Below are 20242 nucleotides of genomic sequence, written 5' to 3'. Positions count from 1 at the left end.
CGGCCTCGGCGTGCGCGACGCCGGTCATGGTCGCCGAGACGGCTGCCAGCACGAGGGCGGTGGCAGCGCCGATGAGGAGTCTGAACCGGCCGCGACCGCGGCCACCTGGGCGGGCGGGAGCATCGTTCATGGGTGTCACCTACTCGTGAGACCTGGCGGACGAGCCAGGCGGCGATCGGGGTGGTGGTGCGACGGCGCTGACAGCCGTCGATGAGCATCGTGATTCAGCGTTCATCGCATGTCAACAATTTCCGGAACAACTCCGGAACCAATCCTCCCGACGATCTTCCTGGTTAGCACTGGATCGCCGGTCTCTCTGGCAGGGCCGATCCAGCATGACGGGCAGCAATCCCCGAAAGTTTTCGGAGCCGTACCGAATGATCTGCTGGCAGGCCGCCGGCGGGCCGCTTCGCGGCCGGGCACCAGCTGTCTGCTCGCCGAGGTCTGGCAGGACCACGGCTGGTCTTCCCCTCCGAGCGGTGCACCCCGTTGGAGCCGACCAACCTCAGCCGCTCGTTTGCTCGGCTACCGGAGACCGCCGGTCTGCCCGGTGTCCGCCTGCACGACCGGCGGCACACGGTCGTGTCGCTGCTGATGGAGCTGGGCGTCCCGCCGCACGTCGGCCAGGCATCGCCCGGCACGCCGACGTGAAGGCCTACGCCCACGCCAACCGTGATGCCATGCGTCAGGCGCTCGGCAGGCTCGACGGGCGACTGTCGTGACCCCCGTCGGTGTCACCGTTGCTGCCAATGGGGCCGTCTCGTGGCAGCCAGCGCCGCGAGATGCCTGATGGAATTGGAGCCCCCGGCCGGGATCGAACCGGCGACATCTCGCTTACAAGGCGAGTGCTCTGGCCAGCTGAGCTACAGGGGCGCGTGGTGCCGCCGTCAGCATAGCGAGTGACGTCCGGAAATCCCGCTCGGCAGGCCTCCCGAGCACGGAAAACGTCAATTTCCTGACCCGGCTACCTTCGGATCGGTTGCCGACTGGGCGTCGACACGAGGAGATTGATGCCTCGCCGTGCCCGTGTGACCGGATTGACCCGTGCCGGCCGTCCCACCGTTGGCACCCCGTCTTGGCAGCGCCGCCAAAGCCGTTTACGGTGCAGTGACACGGACGAAACTCCGGTCGGCCTCGGCTGCCCGGGTGACGCCCGGCTGGCCGGCACCGTAGGTGCCGGTCGCTCCTTCACTCGGATCGTCCGGCACGTTCCTGCCGGTGAAAGGAAGCGCTCCACCATGGCTACGGTCACCTACGCGAAGGCGTCCCGGATCTACCCGGGTACCGACCGCCCCGCGGTCAACCAGCTCGACCTCCAGATCGGCGACGGCGAGTTCCTCGTCCTGGTCGGCCCCTCGGGTTGCGGTAAGTCCACCAGCCTCCGGATGCTCGCCGGCCTCGAGGACGTCGACGACGGCGCCATCTACATCGACGACCGGGACGTCACCCACCTTCCGCCGAAGGCCCGGGATATCGCGATGGTCTTCCAGAACTACGCCCTCTACCCGCACATGACGGTGTACGAGAACATGGCGTTCGCGCTCAAGCTGCGCAAGACCTCGAAGTCGGAGATCGACCGGCGGGTCAAGGAGGCGGCCGGGCTGCTCCAGCTGGAGGAGTTCCTCAGCCGCAAGCCGAAGGCGCTCTCCGGCGGTCAGCGCCAGCGGGTCGCCATGGGCCGCGCGATCGTCCGCGAGCCGCAGGTCTTCCTCATGGACGAGCCGCTGTCGAACCTCGACGCCAAGCTGCGCGTGCAGACCCGTACCCAGATCGCCTCGCTCCAGGCCAAGCTGGGCGTCACCACCGTGTACGTGACCCACGACCAGGTCGAGGCCATGACCATGGGTCACCGGGTGGCGGTCATGCTCGACGGCGTGCTCCAGCAGGTGGACACCCCGCGGGCGCTCTACGACACCCCGGCCAACGTCTTCGTCGCCGGCTTCATGGGCTCGCCGGCCATGAACATCAAGACCGTGCCGCTGACCGAGCAGGGTGCCGCGTTCGCCGAGATGCACATCCCGCTGACCCGCGAGCAGGTGGCCGCGGCGCGGGCCGAGGGTGGCGACGGCAAGGTGACCGTCGGCTTCCGTCCGGAGGACTGCGACCTGGTCAGCCCGACCGAGGGCGGCATGCCGGTCGTGGTGGAGCTGGTCGAGGACCTGGGCTCCGACGCCAACGTCTACGGCCACGCCGCGCTCGAGGGCCACAACGAGCGGTTCGTGGTCCGCACCGACCGGCGCACGATGCCGAACATGGGCGACACCGTGTTCGTCAAGCCGCGTACCGGCCGCAGCCACGTCTTCCACGCCACCACCGGCACCCGGATCTGACGTACGCCGAAAGGGGCGGTCCGCATCGGCGGGCCGCCCCTTTCTGTGTGTATAGCGCCCGCTGCGGGGCCGGCGGTCAGGCCTCGACGGCGCGGCGGCGGGCGACCTCGGCGAGGGTGACCGCCGCGGCCACGCTGGCGTTGAGCGACTCGACGTCGGAGACCATCGGGATGCTGACGGTCAGGTCGCAGGTCTCCCCGACCAGCCGGGACAGCCCGCGCCCCTCCGAGCCGACCACCACGACCAGCGGGCCGACCGCCGCCTCCAGGTCGTACAGGTCGGTTTCGCCGTCGGCGTCCAGGCCGACCACGACGAAGCCGGCCTCCTTGCACGCCTTCAGCGACCGGGTCAGGTTGGTGACCTGGGCGACCGGCACCCGGGCGGCCGCGCCGGCGCTGGTCCGCCAGGCGGTCGCGGTGATCCCGGCGGCCCGCCGCTCCGGTACGAAGACGCCCTGCGCGCCGAACGCGGCGGCCGACCGGATGACCGCGCCGAGGTTGCGCGGGTCGGTGACCCCGTCCAGCGCGACCAGCAGCGGGGCGGCCTGCTCCAGCGCGGTCGCCACCAGATCGTCGAACGGCTCGTACGCGAACGGCGGCACCTGCAGGCCGACGCCCTGGTGCAGTACCCCACCGGTCATCCGGTCCAGCTCGCTCCGGCCGACCTCCAGGATCGCGATGCCCCGGTCGGCCGCGGTACGCACGATCTCTTTGACCCGGTCGTCGACGTCGATGCCCTGGGCGGTGTAGAGCGCGGTCGCCGGCACCTGGGCGCGCAGCGACTCCAGCACCGGGTTGCGGCCGACCAGCAGTTCGGGACTGTCCTTGGCCGGGTTCGACTTCCGGCCCGGCGCGACCCGGGGGCCTCCCCGGCCGGTCGGCTTGCCCTTGCCGCCCTTCAGCGGCGCACCGGCCCGGGTGCCCTTGCCCCAGGTGGTGTCCTTGGTGCCCGGCTGGCCGATCTTGGGCGCGCGCCCCTCCTCGGCCGCGGCCCGGCGCTCCTTGTCCTGCTTCCAGGCGGTGCGCTGGGGCAGCTTCTCGGTGCCCGAGTACGCCTTGTGCCACGGCCGCTCGTCGGCGGGCAGGGTGCGGCCCCGACCGGTCAGGGCGTCCTTGTTCTTGCCGCCGGAGCCCTTCGGGGCGCCCGCCTTCGGGGCCAGTCGCCGGCCACGGCGCTGTGAGTTGCCGGCCATCAGTCCTGCTCTCCAATAGTCCAACGCGGGCCCTGGGGGGTGTCCTCGACGACCACGCCGGCCTGCTTGAGCTGGTCGCGTACCGCGTCGGCGGCAGCCCAGTCCTTGCGGCCGCGGGCCTGGGCGCGCTGCTCCAGGGCGAGCGCGATCAGGGAGTCCACCACGCCGCGCAGGTCGTCCACGCGGCCACCGCCGGTCCAGGCCGGGTCCAGGGGGTCGACGCCGAGGATATCCAGCATGGCCCGGGTCGCGGCCAGGGTCGTGCGGACGGTCACATCGTCGCCGGCGGTCAGCGCGGTGTTGCCGTCCCGGACCACCTCGTGCAGCACGGCCAGCGCGGCCGAGGTGTTGAGGTCGTCGTCCATCGCCGCCACGAAGCCGGCCGGCAGCTCGCCGAGCTGGCCGGCGCCGACCCGCTCGACGGCCCGCTGCACGAAACCCTCGATCCGCCGGTACGCCACCGCGGCCTCGCGCAGCGCGTCCTCCGAGTAGTCGATCCGGGACCGGTAGTGCGCCGCGACGTAGTAGTAGCGCAGCTCGACCGTGCGCACCCCGAGGGAGGCCACGTAGTCGAGGTCGAGGGTGTTCCCCAGCGACTTGCCCATCTTGGTGCCGCCGATGGCGAGCAGGCCGTGGTGCACCCAGTACCGGGCGAACGGCAGGTCGGCCGCCTGGGACTGGGCGATCTCGTTCTCGTGGTGCGGGAAGGTCAGGTCGAGCCCGCCGCCGTGGATGTCGAACTCGGCGCCCAGATAGCGCCAGCACATCGCCGAGCACTCGATGTGCCAGCCGGGCCGACCCCGGCCCCACGGCGACGGCCAGTAGGCGTCCGCCGGCTCGTCCGGCTTGGCGCCCTTCCAGAGCGCGAAGTCGCGCGGGTCCCGCTTGCCGCGCTCGGGGGCGTCCCCGGCCGGCTGCATGTCCGCCGGGGACTGGCCCGACAGCGACCCGTACGCCGGCCAGGAGGCGACGTCGAAGTAGACGTCGCCGGAGCCGTCGGTGGCCGGGTAGGCGTGCCCGGTCTCGATCAGCCGCGCGATCAGCTGGTGCATCTCCGGGACGTGCCCGGTGGCCCGCGGTTCGTACGTGGGCGGCAGCACGTTCAGCGCCCGGTAGGACGCCGACAGGATCTGCTCGTTGGCGTACGCGATCGACCAGAACGGCCGGTCCTGCTCCCCGGCCTTGACCAGGATCTTGTCGTCGATGTCGGTCAGGTTGCGGATGAAGGTGACCTCGAAACCGGAGGCGAGCAGCCAGCGGCGCAGCACATCGTAGTTGACCCCGGAGCGAAGGTGGCCGATGTGCGGCGGCGACTGGAGGGTGAGACCACACAGGTAGACCCCCACCTTGCCGGCTTCCCGCGGGACGAAGTCCCGCACCGATCGGGTGGCGGTGTCATACAGGCGTAGCGTCACCGTACAAGGGTAGCCGTCCGCACATTTCGAGGTTGGCCGGAGCCGGGTCGTACGCTGCGTGCTGTGGACACGGCGGCACGCACCCCGGAGACGGCGCAGACCCTGGACCGCGGGCTGCGCCTGCTGCACCTGGTCGCCGACGCGCCACGCGGGCTCACCGTCACCGAGGCGGCGGCCCTGCTCGGCATCGGCCGGGCGGCGGTCTACCGGCTGGTGGGCGCGCTGACCGGGCACGGCATGCTGCGGCGGGACACCGAGGGCCGGTTGCGGCTCGGCGCCGGCGTGCTGCACCTGGCCCGGCGGGCCCAGCCACTGCTCGCCGAGGGGGCACTGCCCGCGCTGCGCCGGTTGGCCGAACAGGCCGGCGCCACGGCCCACCTGACCGTGGTGGAGGGTGGCGAGGGGGTCGCCCTCGCGGTGGTCGAGCCGAGTTGGACGTCGTTCCACGTGGCGTACCGGTCCGGTTCCCGGCACCCCCTGGAGCGGGGCGCGGCGGGCCGCGCGATCCTGGCCGGGCGGGCCGGTCAGGCGGGTCCGGTGAGCAGCACCGGGGAGCTGCAGTCCGGGGCGTACGGGGTGGCCGCCCCGGTGCTGGGCGTGGCCGGGCTGGAGGCCAGCGTCGGCGTGGTGGCCCTCGCCCCGCTGGACGTCACCACCGTCGGCCCCCAGGTCAACGCCGCCGCCGAGGCGATCGCCGCCGCGCTCCGCTGACCAACCGATCCGCCCTCCTCGCCGCGTGATCCGCGCCCTCTGCGGCATGTCGTGCCTCCGCCGCCTGATGACGGCCCGATTCGCCGCAACCCGCCCGCCGGAGGGTCGCTGCCCCCGGTATGCCGCCGGCGGGTCGCTGCCCCAGGTATGCCGCCGGCGGGTCGCTGCCCCAGGTGAAGCCGCCGCCGGCCGGTGGACACCGCGCCATAGCAGGCGGTGAGGGTGGCTGGGGGGCTGTCCACAGGGCGGTGGGGTCATCCACAGGGCAGCGACGATGCGAGGCTGGTGCCGGCATCCTCGTCGGCATGCCCCGAGTCGCCTACCGGCCCGACGCGCTGACCTGGCAGGTCTTCCGTGGATCCGAGGCGGTCCACGCCGGCCTGCTCACCGGCAACCAGCTACGCAGCTCCGCCTGGACCCGGATCCGCCACGACGTCTACGCCGACGCCCGGCTGGACCAGGACCATCGGCTCGCCTGCTGTGCGGTGCTGCTGCGCGTACCCGCCGGGACGAGGATCGCCGGCCCGTCGGCCGCTTACCTGCACGGCGTGCCGCACGCCGCAAGCTTCACCGACGACGTGCACGTGATCGCGCCGCCCGGCTGCGGGCTCCGCAGCCAGCGAGGGCTCCGCGTGCACAGCAGCCTGCTCGACCCCGAACCCGGAGCCGGAGGTCCACCCGATCCGAACCCGTCGCATCCGGCCGAGCCCGGCTATCCATTCGGTCCCGCCCGGCCGGCGCCTTCCCCCGGTCCCGCCCAGCAGGCATGTCCACCCGGTCCCGCCCAGCAGGCGCGTCCACCCGGTCCCGCCCTGCCGGCGCCCTCACCCGGTCCCGCCCAGCAGGCGCGTCCACCCGGTCCTGTGCGGCAGATGCAGCCATCAGATCCCGCGCGGCCACCGCGCCTGGCGGGTCCGGCACGACGGGAGCAGCCGCTGTGCCCGCCGGCCGCCACCCGAGGGGCGGTAGCCGCGCTGGTCGCCTCGGACCCCACGACGGCGGCGTGGGAGACCGCCGTCTGGTTGGAGACCGGACGGGCGGTCAGCATCATCGACTCCCTGCTGGCACGCGGGTCGACCTCCCGGCGGGCGCTCGCCGCCATCGCCGCGCACCGGCTCGACCGGCCCGGCGGCAAGCACGCGGCAAGGGTCTTCGACCTGGTCGACCCCGGCGCCGAGTCGCCACCGGAATCGCAGCTCCGGGTCCGACTGGTGCTCGCCGGACTACCCCGGCCGGTAACCCAGCATCCGGTCCGGCTGCGCTCGGGGCTGATTCTGCATCCCGACCTGGCGTGGCCGGAGTTCCGCGTCGCGGTCGAGTACGACGGTCAGTGGCACGCCGACGCCGACCAACTTCACCGCGACCGGCAGCGGCTGAACCAGCTGGTCGCCGCCGGCTGGCTGGTGTTGCATGTGACCAGCCGGCGGATGCGCCGGGACTTTCCCGGGGTTGTGCGGGAGGTCCGCGCCGCGCTGATCGCCCGCGGCTGGCGACCCCGGGCCGCAGCGAACTGACCAGGTCGTGCAGCCGATCGGCCGGATCGCCACCCGGACCGGGATCGGGTCGGCGCCCGGGCGGGCCGACCCCGGTCCCCACCCGCTCGTCCCGCATGCCGTGCCATCGAAGCAACCGCCCCTGCCACCACGCGACCCAACCAGCAGGCGTCCGCCGCCACCAGCGGCGTCACTACCCGGTGCTGGTGGTGATCGTGCTGGCCACCGGCGAGCCGATCAACCTGGAGTGGCTGCTGGTGGTGCCGTCCCGCGCGGCGTCACGGCGCGGAATGCGGCAACCCGTGCCCTCAACGCAGAACGTAGGCCCACTTTGCCGCAACCTGCTCAGCGGACCACCGGCCGGCGGACCGGAAGGCCGCGGACCGGAAGGCCGAGGGCCCCGGGGCCGAGGGCAGAGGCCGGAGGGGGCAGAGGGGGCGGAGGGCGGAGGGCGGAAGGGCCGGAGGGCAGAGGGGGCGGATGGGGGTCAGCGGTCGGTGGCGAGCGCGGGCTCGGGTGGGGTTGCGGCGTTCACCCTGGGCGCCGTGCGCAGTTCGTCGAGCCGGACCAGGGCCACCCCGACGACGATGAGCGCACCGCCGGACAGTTGGATCGCGGTCGGCAGTTCATCCAGCAGCAGCCAGGCGATGAGCACCGCGAACATCACCTCGGTGAGGCCGACGAACGAGGAGAGCCGCGCGCCGAGCAGCCGCGCGCCGGCGACCCCGGTCAGGTAGGCGATCACCGCGGCCACCAGGGACAGCCCGGCGATCGGCACCAGCCAGCTCATCTGGTGCCCGGCGAAGGTGACGTCGGCGGCGCCGGCCCGCAGCGGGAGCAGGCCGACGAGGCCGAGCAGGAGCAGCACCAGGGCACCGACGGCCATCCCGCCGCTCGCCATCACCACGGAGGGCAGCGCCGGGTCGACCCGGCCGGCGATGACGTAGTAGCCGGCGAGGCCGACTCCGGCGCCGAGTCCCCAGAGCACGCCGACCGGGTCGAGCCGGTCGGCGCCGGCGAGGTCCAGCACGAAGAACAGCCCGCACAGGGCGGTGACCGAACCGGCGACGGTGAGCAGCCGGGGCCGCTGGCCGTGGACCAGCCACATCCAGCCGACCACCAGGACGATGCCGAGGTATTCCAGCAGCAGCGCGACGCCGACCGGCAGGTAGCGGACCGCGTTGAAGAAGCACGCCTGGGCCAGGGCCACGCCGAGCAGTCCGAACACGACGATCGTGATGGCGTTGCGGCGGAGCACCGGCAACCGGCCGCGCAGCGCCAGCAGGGCCGGTACGGCCATGACGAGGGCCGCGATGCCGACCCGGGCCAGCACCACCGCTTCGGCGGACCACGCCCCGGTGATCAGCGGCCGGGCGAAGGTGCCCGAGGTGGCGAAGGTGAGCGCGGAGAGCAGGGCGAGGCCGAGGCCGACACCGGGCCGTTCCCGCATGGACAGCTCCTTGTCCGACCGACGGTCATGAGTGAAAGACGGCTATGCTGATGACGCTAGGCCAGCACTGTGACAGGAGTCAAGTTGCTTTTCGCCCATGACACCGAGTGTGCCCTCGTCGCCGCCGCGGCGCTGGTCAACACCGCTGACCCGGACCGGGAAGGGCTGCCCGACGTGGCGGCCCTCGACCGGTTCTGCGCCGCGCACGGCTGGACCGGCCGGCACGAGCACACCGACGCCGAGCTGCGCCAGGTCCAGGCCCTGCGGCTCCGGCTGCGCCGGCTCTGGCACACCGACGTCGACGAGGTGGTGAAGTTCGTCAACGGCCTGCTCCGCGAGTCCCGCGCGCTGCCCCAGCTGATTCGGCACGACGACGAGCCGTACCACCTGCACGCGGTGCCCCGGGACGCGCCGCTGGCGACCCGGATGGCGGTCGAGGCCGCGATGGGTGTCGCCGACCTGGTCCGCGCCGGTGAACTGAGCCGGCTGCGGAGCTGCGAGCATCCGGACTGCCACAACGTGCTGGTCGACCTGTCGAAGAACCGGTCCCGGCGGTTCTGCGACGCCGGCTGCGGCAACCGCGCCGCCGTCACCGCCTACCGTGCGCGCAAAGCGGCGTCCCACTCCTGACGGACGCCGGGCCAGTCCGCCCGGGCCAACTCGTACTCCACCTCACCGTGCTCGGTGCCCGGAATCGGATCGTCGAAGACCAGATGGAAGGTGCGCAGATAGCGCAGCCCGGCCCGGGCCATGACCGCCCGCGACCGGTCGTTGACCGCCATCGTCTGCGCCCACACCCGCCGCACGCCCACCCGGTCGAAGGCATGCCGGACCAGCGCCCGGGCCCCCTCGGTGGCCAGCCCCCGGCCCCACGCCGCGCGGCGCAGCCGGTAGCCCAGCTCCCCCTCGGTGCCGTCGTCGGCGGGATCGAGGGACAGCCAACCGAGGAACTCGTCGGTGACCCGGTCCAGCGCGGCCCACCGGCCGAGCCCGGGGTGGCGGTCGTACTGGCTCAGCAGCCGGGGCAGGTGCTCGTCCCGGACCGCCGCGACGGGGGTCGGGCGACCGCCGGTCAGGTAGCGCATGACCTCCGGGTCGCGGTCCAACTCGACCAGGTGGTCCACGTCGTCCATGGTGAACCGGCGCAGCCGCAACCGCGCGGTCTCCAGCAGCATTCCGCCGTCGTCACGCACGCCCGGATCATCCCTCCCGCCGCCGCTGCCGGCGAGCGAGTTACCGCGGCAGCGCGGCCGCTGCCCGCCCGCCCGGCACGCCGGGTCCGCGCGCGGGGAGATCGCCGACCGTACGGGCGGAGCCGGATCCCCGACCGGCTCGACCCGGTCAGGGGTGGGTCATCCGGAGCAGGTCCAGGGCCTCGTCGAGCTGGGTCTCGGTGAGCTTGCCGGAGTCGACGTGCCCCCGGGAGATCACCACCTCGCGGATGGAGACCTGCTTGGCCAGTGCCTCCTTGGCGATCGACGCGGCCTCGTCGTAGCCGAGGTGCCGGTTGAGCGGGGTGACGATCGACGGCGAGCCCTCGGCGTACGCCAGGCAGACCTCGGCGTCCGCGACCAGGCCGGCCACCAGCCGCTCCGCGAAGAGCCGGCTCGACGCGGCCAGCAGCTTGATCGACTCCAGCAGGTTGCGTCCCATCACCGGGAGCATCACGTTCAGCTCGAAGTCGCCCTGCGACCCGGCGAACGCCACCGCCGCGTCGTTGCCGATCACCTGGGCGCAGACCTGCCGCACGGCCTCGGCGACCACCGGGTTCACCTTGCCCGGCATGATCGACGAGCCGGGCTGGAGGTCCGGGATACGCAGCTCCCGCAGTCCCGCGCGGGGACCGGAACCCATCCAGCGGATGTCGTTGGCCATCTTGTACAGCCCGACGGCGATCGTGCGCAGCTGGCCCGAGGTCTCCACCAGGGCGTCCCGGGCGCCCTGCGCCTCGAAGTGGTTGCGCGCCTCGCTCAGCGGCAGCCCGGTCGAGTCGCGCAGCTTCCCGATCACCTTGCCGGCGAAACCGAACGGGGTGTTGATGCCGGTGCCCACCGCGGTGCCGCCGAGCGGCAGCTCCGCCAGCCGGGGCAACGCCGCCTCCAGCCGCTCGACGCCGTAGCGGACCTGGGCGGCGTAGCCGCCGAACTCCTGGCCCAGCGTGACCGGGGTGGCGTCCATCAGGTGGGTACGCCCGGCCTTCACCACCGTCTCGAACTCGGCCGCCTTCTCCTCCAGCGCCCCGGCCAGCTGCTTGAGCGAGGGGATCAGATCCTCCACCACGAACTGGGTGGCGGCCAGGTGGATCGAGGTCGGGAAGACGTCGTTGCTGGACTGCGAGGCGTTGACCTCGTCGTTCGGGTGCACGTTCCGGCCCAGCTCGCGGCTGGCCAGGGTGGCGATCACCTCGTTGGCGTTCATGTTGGACGACGTGCCCGACCCGGTCTGGAAGACGTCCACCGGGAACTGGTCGTCGTACCCGCCGTCGGCGACGTGCGCGGCGGCCGTCGCGATCGCGGCGGCGACGTCCGCCCCGATCACCCCCAGCTCGCCGTTGACCTGGGCGGCCGCCCCCTTGATCTGCGCCAACGCCTTGATCTGGGCCGGTTCCAGCCCCCGGCCGGAGATCGGGAAGTTCTGCACCGCCCGCTGGGTCTGCGCCCGCCACAGCGCCTCGGCGGGTACCTCCACCTCGCCCATCGAGTCGCGTTCGATCCGGTACCCGGTCGCCTCTGGAGTCGTCACGCGTACCATCCTGCCGCGCGTCCCGCCGCACCGCAGGGAAAGCCGGGCTCACCCCAGCTCGGCCAGCAGCTCCGCGGTCTGCCGCTGGTCCGGGGACTCGAGCTGCTGGAACAGCGCCAGCGCCCGGCCGGCGTACGTCCGGGCCTGGGCCGGGTCACCGTGCCGCAGGCAGCGGGCGATGCCGTCCAGGGCCCGGGCCTGCTCGTAGCGGGTGCCGACCCGGGTGGCGTCGGCCAGCACCCGCCGGTGCAGGTCCAACGCGCTGGCCGCGTCCCCCTGATCGAGCAGAGCGCGGGCCAGCAGGTTACGGGCGGCGCACTGCCCGGTCCGGTCCCCGATCTCGATCATCGCGACCAGCGCCTCCCGGTGGTGTCCGGCGGCCGTCACGGGCCGGCCCTCCTCGCGCGCCATCACCCCGATCTCGTTGAGCAGCTCGGCCTCGCCGAACCGGTTGCCTACCCGGCGCTTCAGGTTCACCGCGATGCGCAGCAACCGGCGGGCCGGCTCACGGTCGCCCATCCGGTGCCGGATCATCCCGAGGTGGGCGATCGCGTTCGCCATCGGTCGCGGGTCGCTGCACTGCCGGGCCAGCAGCAGGTGGTGCCGGGACGTCCGCAGGGCGTCGTCGTAGCGGCCCCAGAGCAGCAGCGCGATGGACTGGTTGTTGAGCAGGTTCGCGGCCTGCTCGGTCTCCTCCGGCAACCGGGCCAGCCGCAGCGCCGCCGCGGCGCTCTCGGTGCCGCGCCGGTAGTCGTCGGCGCAGGCGTAGGCCGCCGCCAGGTTGCAGAGCGCGTGCACCGTCTCGCGCCGCTGGCCGAGCCGGCGGTACCGGTCGACGACCGCCTCCATCACCTGCGTCGCCTCGACGAGTCGGCCCTGCCGGTAGTAGGCCGAGGCCAGGTAGTTCATGGTGATCGCCGACGCCTCGTCGTCGCGCAGCGCGTCGGCGGCCCGCCGGGCGACCTGATGCGTCTCGACCAGCTCGTCGAGATGCCCGCCGGTGTAGTTGGACCACCAGAACGTTCGTGCCAGCTGCCAGCAGTGCCGCAGGAAACCCTCGTTCTCGGCCACCCGGACCAGCGCGGTCACGGCGCTGCGGTGCTCGTCGAACCAGGCCTCACCCTGGTTGGCGCAGGCCGCGACCAGGTCGGGGCGGCGCGGCGCGGGCATCCGGACCAGCGTCTGGATGCTCGGGCCGGCTTCCAGCCTCCGGGCGATCGCGGTGGCCACGTTGAGGTGATGGTCGAGCAGCAGCTCCAGCCCGACCCGGCGCTCGTCGGACCGCTCGGGCTCGGCCAGCAGCCGCCGCGCGTACTCGCGCAGCAGGTCGTGCAGCCGGTACCGGCCCGGCTCCACCTCCTCCGCCAGGTGCGCGTCCACCAGGTCGTCGAGCAGGTCCTGCGCCTCGGCGAGCGGCAGATCCGTGAGCGCCGCCGCCACCCGGTTGTCGAACCGGGCCCCGGTGTGCAGGCCGAGCAGCCGGAACAGCCGCTGCACCGGCGGCGTCACCTGGGCGTACGACAGCGCGAAGGCCTGCCCGACGGAGCGTTCGCCGGCCCCCAGCTCGGTTAGCGGGTCGCGCCCGGCGGAGAGGCGCTCGGCCAGGTCGGCGATCCGCCACCGTGGCCGGTGGGCCAGGCGGGCGCCGGCCAGCCGGATCGCCAGCGGCAGGTACCCGCAGCGGCGGACCACCTCGGCGGCGGCCTCCGGCTCGGCGGCCACCCGGTCCCCGCCGGCGACCCGGGCCAGCAGCTCCACCGCCTCGTCGGCGTCCAGCACCGGCAGCGACGACGGGCGCCCGTCGTCCAGCCCGAACAGGCGGCGGCGGCTGGTGACGAGGACGACGTTCTCCGCCCCGCTGGGCAGCAGGGGGGCCACCTGCTCGGCGCTGGCCGCGTTGTCCAGCACCACCACGGCCCGGCGCCGCGCCAGCTCGATCCGCCACACCGCCAACCAGTCGTCCACGTCGAGGGGGGTCCGCTCGGGCGCGACGCCGAGCTGCCGGAGCAGCGTGGCCACCGCCGCGACCGGGGTGAGCGGCGGGCGGTCGCTGTGCCCGTGCAGGTCGACGTAGAGCTGCGCGTCGGCGAACCACTCACCGAGGGCGCTCGCCAGGTGGACGGCGAGCGTGGTCTTGCCGCTCCCGGCCATCCCGTCGATGAGCTGCACCCGCGCCCCGTCCTCCACGATCTCCTTGACCAGCCGGGCCACCGTCTGCTGCCGGCCGGTGAAGTCACTGATCGCCCGGGGCAGCGACCGGACCGGGACGACGGCGGCGGGGAGAGCCCTGGGGCCGGTCGTCGTGAGGTCACCGGCGAGCACCCGCTGATGCAGCTCCTGGAGCGCCGGGCCCGGTTCGATGCCGAGTTCGTCGGCGTGGATCCGGCGGCCCTCCCGGTAGACGGCGAGCGCGTCCGCCTGCCGGCCCAGCGCGGCGAGGGCGAGCATGAGCTGGCCGCGCGTCCGTTCCCGCAACGGGTGGCGTTCCACGAGCTCGACCAGTTCGTCGAGCACGTCGGCCGCCTGCCCCAGCCGCAGCTCGACGTCGATGCACTCCTCGAGCACGGCGAGCCGCTGCTCGTCGAGGGCCTGCGCCCGGCGGCGTACGCTGCGGCTGGCGATCCCGCCCAGCGCGGGCCCCCGCCAGAGCCCCAGGCCGGTCCGGTAGTGCCGGCGGGCCTCGGCGGGCCGGCCGGCGGCGAGCGCCGACCGCGCGGCGTCGACCTCCCGGGCGAAGACCCCGACGTCCAGGTCGGACGCGTCGACGCGGATGCCGTAGCCGGCCGGATCGGTGACGATGCTCTCCGCGGGCAGCCCGAGCGCGGCGAAGCGCTGCCGCAGCCGCGACACGCAGATCTGCAACTGGGTACGGGCGGTGGCCGGGGGCCGTTCCTCCCAGACGGCGTCGATCAGCTCCTCGACGGGCACCACCCGGCCGGGCCTCAGCAGCAGCAGGGCGAGCACGGTCCGGTCCCGGCCCGCGGTGACGGTGGTCTCCCCACCGCCGACCCGCAGTGGACCCAGGATCCCGAACCGCATCCCCACCCCCGTGTGCGCGACTGCCAGGAGCGTAGCCCGCCCGTCACCGAGCGGCGCTGGTGAACGATAGCGATCTGATAGCGGATCGACAGCGGCGACCCCGACACTCGTTCCGGGTTGTCGGTAACGGCATCCGACGGGGGCGGTGCGCCCGTCCGGGATCTTCCGGGCGGGCGCACCGATGTCGACAGGCGGCAGCCGGGCAGGGCGCCGAACCGGCCCGGTCGCCTCCTTATCGGGGTACGTCAGCGCCGGCCGACGGTGAGCACCGGCTTGGTGACCTCGGCGAAGAAGTCGTTGCCCTTGTCATCGACCACGATGAAGGCCGGAAAGTCCTCCACCTCGATCTTCCAGACCGCCTCCATGCCCAACTCGGGGTATTCAAGCACCTCGACGTGCTTGATGCAGTCCTGGGCGAGCCGCGCGGCGGGGCCGCCGATCGAGCCGAGGTAGAAGCCGCCGTGCTGCTGGCAGGAGCGGGTCACCTGGGCGGACCGGTTGCCCTTCGCCAGCATCACCATCGAGCCGCCGGCCGCCTGGAACGTCGCCACGTACGCGTCCATCCGCCCGGCCGTGGTGGGGCCGAAGGAGCCGGACGCGTAGCCCTCGGGGGTCTTGGCCGGGCCGGCGTAGTAGACCGCGTGGTCGCGCAGGTACTGCGGCATCGGCTCGCCCGCGTCCAGCCGCTCAGCGATCTTGGCGTGCGCGATGTCCCGGGCCACCACGAGGGGGCCGGTCAGCGAGAGCCGGGTCTTCACCGGGTACTTCGACAGCTCGGCGCGGATCTCGTCCATCGGGCGGTTCAGGTCCACCCGGACCACCTCGGAGCTGTCCAGCTGCGCGTCGGTGACGTCGGGCAGGTAGCGCGCCGGGTCGGTCTCCAGCCGCTCCAGCCAGACACCCGACGGGGTGATCTTGGCGACCGCCTGCCGGTCGGCGGAGCAGGAGACCGCGATGGCGACCGGGCAGGAGGCACCGTGCCGGGGCAGCCGGACCACCCGGACGTCGTGGCAGAAGTACCGCCCGCCGAACTGCGCGCCGATGCCGAAGTTGCGGGTCAGCTCCAGCACCTCGGCCTCCAACGCCAGGTCCCGGAAGCCGTGCGCGGTCATCGAACCCTGGGTCGGCAGGCCGTCCAGGTATTTGGCGGAGGCGTACTTGGCGGTCTTCAGCGCGTACTCGGCCGACGTGCCGCCGATGACGATGGCCAGGTGATAGGGCGGGCAGGCCGCGGTGCCGATGAGCCGCAGCTTCTCCTCCAGGAACTGCATCATCCGCGTCGGATTCAACAGCGCCTTGGTCTCCTGGTAGAGGTACGACTTGTTGGCCGAGCCGCCGCCCTTGGCCATGAAGAGGAACTTGTACGCGTCCGGGTGCCCGTCCGGGTCCTCGGCGTAGAGCTCCACCTGGGCGGGCAGGTTACTGCCGGTGTTCCGCTCGTCCCACATGGTCAGCGGGGCGAGCTGGGAGTAGCGCAGGTTGAGCCGGGTGTACGCCTGCCACACCCCGCGCGAGATCGCCTCGGCGTCGGCGCCGTCGGTGAGCACGTGCCGGCCGCGCTTGCCCATCACGATCGCGGTGCCGGTGTCCTGGCACATCGGCAGCACCCCGCCGGCGGCGATGTTGGCGTTGCGCAGCAGGTCCAGCGCGACGAACCGGTCGTTCGGCGAGGCCATCGGGTCGTCGATGATCGACCGGAGCTGTGCCAGGTGGGCCGGGCGCAGGAAGTGGGCGATGTCGTGCATCGCCTCGGCGGTCAACGCGGTCAGCGCGGCGGGCTCCACGGTGAGGAACCGGCGACCACCGGGGCCGTTGACGACGTCGACGCCCTCGTCGGTGACCAGGCGGTACTCGGTCTGGTCGGGACCGGTCGGCAGCAGAGGGGCGTACGCGAAGGCGGCGGCACTGCTCATGAGCGAAAAGCCTAGGGCAGAGGTGTCGATCGGTGACACCCGCCGGGGTCCCCTGGGACGCCGCTCTCACCCGCCGCCGGAACAGAGCTCGTTCTTCGGCCCGCAGTCGCCCTGCTGGGACGGGGGAAGGCGGGTGCCGCCGGGCCCCGGCCCGGGGACGCCGTCCCCGGCCGCGGGCGGCCCGACGGCGCCACCGGCGCCCCAACGGACGTACCCGATCTCGCGCCCCTCACCGATGATCATGCCGTTCGGGCCGACGGCGAGGGCGTTCGCGGAGGTCCGCAGCACGACCAGCTCGCGGCCGGTGGCCGGGGCGACGGCGATCAGCCGGGACGGCTTCTCCTCGGCGATCAGCGCCGCGTACGGGGTGAGCGCCGCGCCGCTCTTCCCGCCCGCGGGCCGGCTCCAGCCGGCCCGGTCGACGCCCAGCTCGCGGCCGACGATGGTCCGCTTGTCGGCGCTGCGCACCAGTGCGTACCGGTCGTCGACGGCGAGCAGCTTCTCCCCGTCCGCACCGACCAGGAGCAACCGGCCGTCGTACCCGTCGAGCACCGCCTCGCGGCCGTCCGGGCCGACCCCGATGAGCACGTTCCGGGCGCCCTGCGGGTCCTCCCGCTGCACGCAGCCGGCGTAGTCGGCGGTCCGCAGGTTCACCCCGGTACGCCGCCACACCTGCTGCCCGGTGGCCGGATCCACGGCGGAGATGTCGAAGTAGCAGCTCCCGTCGCGGGAGGTGGCCGTGATCCGGAGCAGCCGGCCACCGATCACCGCCAGCCGTTCCTCCCGGCCGGGCTGGACGTTCTGCAGCACCCGGCCGGTGGCGGTGTCCACCACGTGCACCCGCCCGTCGACCGGGAACCCGAGCAGCGGCGGGACACCCTCCGGCCCGGCCACCCCGTCGTCGATGCGCGGCGCGCCGAGCCGCCGGGTGCCGAGCAGCTCCGGATTGTCGGCGAGCATCCCGCTGTGCACGCCGGGCAGGAAGGCCGTCCAGAGTGGCCGGGTCCCGCGCGGCTCCCAGGCGCTCAGCGTGCAGTCGGTGGCCGCCACGCAGCGGGCGTCGAGCAGCAGGTTGCGGTAGGTCCAGACGGCCACCGCCCGGTCGTCGCGCCGGCGCACCGCACCGGTGGCGGGATCGAGCAGCTCGTACCCCTTGACCAGGAGCTTGCCCACGGCGACCACCGGGTCCCGGTCGCCACCGGCCACCGCGGCCCAGTCGGCCTTGCGCTCCCAGAGCTGGCTGCCGGTGGCCAGGCTGCGCGCCTCGACCCGGGTCCGCTGCTCCACGATCACGGTGTCGCCGGCGATGGTCACGCTGCGCGGCGTGCCGCCGACCCGCTGCTGCCAGACCACGTCCGGCTCGGAGATCGGCTCGCTCCGGTCGACCCAGTCCCACATCGTCGGGAAAGGGTTCCACACCCCGGTGGCGGCGAGGATGACCACGGTGATGAGCCCCAGCAGCAACCAGCCGCGTACGCCAAGGCCCTTCACACCGCACACGGTAGCGACGATCACCGTCGCGCCGACCCCCCGAACGGCCGTGTCGCGTGGCTTTCTCGGCCGCCGTCGTGCTAGGCGGGTCCCGGCGCGCCACCTCCGGAGGGCGAGCGGGACCCCGCCCGGGCCGCGGAGCGGACCAGGGGGAGCGTGCGGTAGGGGATCTGCTCGGCCAGCGCGATGATCGTCGAGGCGCGGCGGATGCCCTCGGAGGAGACGATCTGGTCGATCACCCGCTGGAGGTCGGTGTTCGACCGGGCCACGATGCGGCAGAGCAGGTCGCTGGAGCCGGTGATGGTGTGCGCCTCCAGCACCTCCGGAATCGCCGCCAGGTGCGCGGTCACCGGGTCGTGCCCGTGCCGCTGGCTGATCTCCAGGGTGACGAAGCTGGTCACCCCGAAGCCGATCGCGGCCGGCGAGATGTCCGGGCCGAAGCCGCCGATGACCCCCCGGTCGACCAGCTTGTCGAGCCGGGCCTGGACGGTGCCCCGGGCCACCCCGAGCCGGCGGGAGCACTCCAGCACCCCGATCCGCGGCTCCCCGGCGAGCAACGTGAGCAGCCGTGCATCAAGCTCGTCGAGCTGTACATCCTGACCAGCACTCATGGGTCAACACCCTACCGAATGCACAACCTGACCAGGGTTTTCCACACCTGTTGCCCAACGATCGGCCGCCCAGCAATCCTCGCCACAACAGCACACCCAGGGCGGCCCACGAGGCCGGCCGGTACGCAAGGGAGGCCACCATGACCCAGGCGATCGACCGACCCCAGTCGACCGACGAGGCCGACGCCGACGCCCTCATCGGCGCCGTCGACCACGACATCACCCGCGACCCGTTCCCGGTCAAGGGGCTCGACCACGTTCACTTCCTGGTGGGCAACGCCAAGCAGGCCGCGCACTACTACTCCACCGCGTACGGGATGACCTGCGTGGCGTACCGGGGCCCGGAGCAGGGCTACCGGGACCACGCCCAGTACGTGCTGACCAGCGGCTCGGCGCGGTTCGTGCTGACCGGCGTGGTCCGCCCCGGCGCCGAGGGCGCCGAGCACGTGGCCGCGCACAGCGACGGCATCTCCGACATCGCGCTGGAGGTGCCGGACGTCGACGCCGCGTACGCGCACGCCACCGCGCAGGGCGCCACCGGGCTGGTCGAGCCGCACGACGTCAGCGACGAGCACGGCACGGTCCGGATGGCGAGCATCGCCGCGTACGGGGACACCCGGCACACCCTCGTCGACCGGTCCCGCTACACGGGCCCGTTCCTGCCCGGCTTCGTGTCCCGCGCCCCGATCGTGGACCGGCAGCCGATGATCGACGCCGGCCTCCAGCCGAAGCGCTTCTTCCAGGCCGTCGACCACGTGGTCGGCAACGTGGAGCTGGGCCGGATGGACGAGTGGGTCGAGTTCTACAAGCGGGTCATGGGCTTCACCAACATGGCCGAGTTCGTCGGCGACGACATCGCCACCGACTACTCCGCGCTGATGAGCAAGGTGGTCGCGAGCGGCACCCGCAAGGTGAAGTTCCCGCTCAACGAGCCGGCCATCGCCCGCAAGAAGTCGCAGATCGACGAGTACCTGGAGTTCTACCAGGGGCCGGGCGCCCAGCACATCGCCGTGGCCACCAACGACATCCTGGCCAGCGTCGACGCCATGCGCGCGGCCGGCGTCGAGTTCCTGGACACCCCGGACTCGTACTACGAGGACCCGGAGCTGCGGGCCCGGATCGGCAACGTGCGGGTGCCGATCGAGGAGCTGCAGTCCCGCAAGATCCTGGTCGACCGGGACGAGGACGGCTACCTGCTCCAGATCTTCACCAAGCCGGTGCAGGACCGCCCGACCGTCTTCTTCGAGCTGATCGAGCGGCACGGCTCCCTCGGCTTCGGCAAGGGCAACTTCAAGGCCCTCTTCGAGGCCATCGAGCGGGAGCAGGAGAAGCGCGGCAACCTGTAACACTGTCGGCGTGACGCACCCTTCCCCGAGCACCCCGCCGCCGCCCGCCGGGCCCCCGCCCGCGGGCGGCGGCTTCGCGCCGCCCACGCAGTACGTCCCCCCGGCGTACGCGGGGCCGCCGGGCTACCCGCCCCCGCCGCCCGGGTACGCCCCGCCGGCCGGGTACGCCCCGCCGGCCGGGTTTGGGTACGCCCCGCCGGCCGGGTTCGTGCCGCCGGCCCTGGCCCCCAACGGCCAGCCGCTGGCCGGCTTCGGCGAGCGGCTGGTGGCCTGGCTGATCGACTCGATGGTCGCCTCAGCGGTGGCCATGGTGCTCTTCGCGCCGGTCTTCGTCTGGCTGGTCGTCCGGACGGTCGACCAGATGCCGACGCCCGGCCCGGACGGCAGGCTGCCCGAGCCCGACCCGTCGATGTTCTTCACCGACCTGTTCCTGCCGATCCTCCTCGCCGAGCTGGGGATCTTCGCGGTCCTGCTCGTCTTCTACTGGCTCTACCACGTCGAGTACGCCC

Annotated in this window: 16 protein-coding genes and 1 tRNA gene; 7 read left to right on the top strand and 10 right to left on the bottom strand. The window is 73.0% G+C overall.

The window, feature by feature from the left end:
• Positions 1-489: 489 nt before the first annotated feature.
• The gene (locus LQ51_RS34195) at positions 490-651 is read left to right on the top strand and encodes a site-specific integrase (RefSeq protein WP_231605932.1); all 162 of its coding nucleotides are present in this window, start codon (positions 490-492) and stop codon (positions 649-651) included.
• Between the two features lie 145 nt (positions 652-796).
• Here the strand turns inward: LQ51_RS34195 and LQ51_RS29650 are convergent.
• A tRNA-Thr gene (locus tag LQ51_RS29650) sits at positions 797-873 on the bottom strand.
• Positions 874-1238: 365 nt separating this feature from the next.
• Between LQ51_RS29650 and LQ51_RS29645 the strand changes: the two genes are divergently transcribed.
• The gene (locus LQ51_RS29645; protein WP_046571445.1) at positions 1239-2330 is read left to right on the top strand and encodes an ABC transporter ATP-binding protein; all 1092 of its coding nucleotides are present in this window, start codon (positions 1239-1241) and stop codon (positions 2328-2330) included.
• A 76-nt stretch (positions 2331-2406) separates the two neighbouring features.
• Here LQ51_RS29645 and rlmB read toward each other — a convergent pair whose 3' ends face one another.
• Both rlmB and cysS read right to left on the bottom strand, forming a co-directional pair.
• Entirely contained in the window at positions 2407-3522 is a 1116-nt protein-coding gene (gene rlmB, locus LQ51_RS29640; protein ID WP_046571443.1) for a 23S rRNA (guanosine(2251)-2'-O)-methyltransferase RlmB, read from the bottom strand.
• Positions 3522-4937, bottom strand: a complete 1416-nt coding sequence (cysS, locus tag LQ51_RS29635; RefSeq protein ID WP_046571441.1) for a cysteine--tRNA ligase — start codon at positions 4935-4937, stop codon at positions 3522-3524. Before cysS ends, rlmB begins: the two co-directional genes overlap by 1 nt.
• Positions 4938-5000: 63 nt before the next feature.
• On the opposite strand from cysS, the gene LQ51_RS29630 reads away from it, so the two are divergent.
• The gene (locus LQ51_RS29630; protein WP_046571439.1) at positions 5001-5648 is read left to right on the top strand and encodes an IclR family transcriptional regulator; all 648 of its coding nucleotides are present in this window, start codon (positions 5001-5003) and stop codon (positions 5646-5648) included.
• Positions 5649-5953: 305 nt separating this feature from the next.
• A complete protein-coding gene (locus LQ51_RS29625) occupies positions 5954-7162 on the top strand; it encodes an endonuclease domain-containing protein (RefSeq protein ID WP_046571437.1) in 1209 nt (402 codons plus the stop codon).
• A 466-nt stretch (positions 7163-7628) separates the two neighbouring features.
• On the opposite strand, the gene LQ51_RS29620 is transcribed toward LQ51_RS29625, so the two are convergent.
• A complete protein-coding gene (locus LQ51_RS29620; RefSeq protein WP_046571434.1) occupies positions 7629-8591 on the bottom strand; it encodes an EamA family transporter in 963 nt (320 codons plus the stop codon).
• Positions 8592-8675: 84 nt separating this feature from the next.
• Here LQ51_RS29620 and LQ51_RS29615 point away from each other — a divergent pair, with 84 nt between their 5' ends.
• The gene (locus LQ51_RS29615; RefSeq protein WP_046571432.1) at positions 8676-9221 is read left to right on the top strand and encodes a CGNR zinc finger domain-containing protein; all 546 of its coding nucleotides are present in this window, start codon (positions 8676-8678) and stop codon (positions 9219-9221) included.
• Here LQ51_RS29615 and LQ51_RS29610 read toward each other — a convergent pair.
• The 6 genes from LQ51_RS29610 to LQ51_RS29585 all read right to left on the bottom strand — a co-directional run bounded on the left by LQ51_RS29610 (position 9188) and on the right by LQ51_RS29585 (position 18387).
• The gene (locus tag LQ51_RS29610) at positions 9188-9784 is read right to left on the bottom strand and encodes a GNAT family N-acetyltransferase (RefSeq protein WP_046571431.1); all 597 of its coding nucleotides are present in this window, start codon (positions 9782-9784) and stop codon (positions 9188-9190) included. The two genes, LQ51_RS29615 and LQ51_RS29610, sit on opposite strands and share 34 nt — an antisense overlap.
• Before the next feature lie 148 nt (positions 9785-9932).
• Positions 9933-11342 carry a class II fumarate hydratase gene (locus LQ51_RS29605; protein WP_197087949.1) on the bottom strand — a complete coding sequence of 470 codons (1410 nt, stop codon included), beginning with the start codon at positions 11340-11342 and terminating at the stop codon, positions 9933-9935.
• Positions 11343-11381: 39 nt separating this feature from the next.
• Positions 11382-14372 (bottom strand): AfsR/SARP family transcriptional regulator, encoded by a 2991-nt coding sequence (locus tag LQ51_RS29600; protein WP_046571429.1) that lies wholly within the window; start codon positions 14370-14372, stop codon positions 11382-11384.
• A gap of 245 nt (positions 14373-14617) precedes the next feature.
• A complete protein-coding gene (locus tag LQ51_RS29595) occupies positions 14618-16285 on the bottom strand; it encodes a fumarate hydratase (RefSeq protein ID WP_046571427.1) in 1668 nt (555 codons plus the stop codon).
• A gap of 66 nt (positions 16286-16351) precedes the next feature.
• The gene (locus LQ51_RS29590) at positions 16352-17734 is read right to left on the bottom strand and encodes a PQQ-binding-like beta-propeller repeat protein (RefSeq protein ID WP_046571446.1); all 1383 of its coding nucleotides are present in this window, start codon (positions 17732-17734) and stop codon (positions 16352-16354) included.
• A gap of 122 nt (positions 17735-17856) precedes the next feature.
• Complete coding sequence (locus tag LQ51_RS29585; protein WP_046571426.1) at positions 17857-18387, bottom strand: Lrp/AsnC family transcriptional regulator; 531 nt, start codon at positions 18385-18387, stop codon at positions 17857-17859.
• A 140-nt stretch (positions 18388-18527) separates the two neighbouring features.
• Between LQ51_RS29585 and hppD the strand changes: the two genes are divergently transcribed.
• On the top strand, positions 18528-19733 hold the full coding sequence (hppD, locus tag LQ51_RS29580) for a 4-hydroxyphenylpyruvate dioxygenase (protein ID WP_046571425.1): 1206 nt from the start codon (positions 18528-18530) through the stop codon (positions 19731-19733).
• Positions 19734-19743: 10 nt separating this feature from the next.
• Positions 19744-20242: RDD family protein (locus LQ51_RS33565; RefSeq protein WP_231605931.1), on the top strand; the 499-nt coding region annotated here is incomplete at its 3' end.

This window comes from Micromonospora sp. HK10 (assembly GCF_000982955.1).
Lineage (GTDB): Bacteria > Actinomycetota > Actinomycetes > Mycobacteriales > Micromonosporaceae > Micromonospora.
Note: the sequence above shows the minus strand (reverse complement) of the source record. Positions and strands in the feature narration are given on the sequence as shown.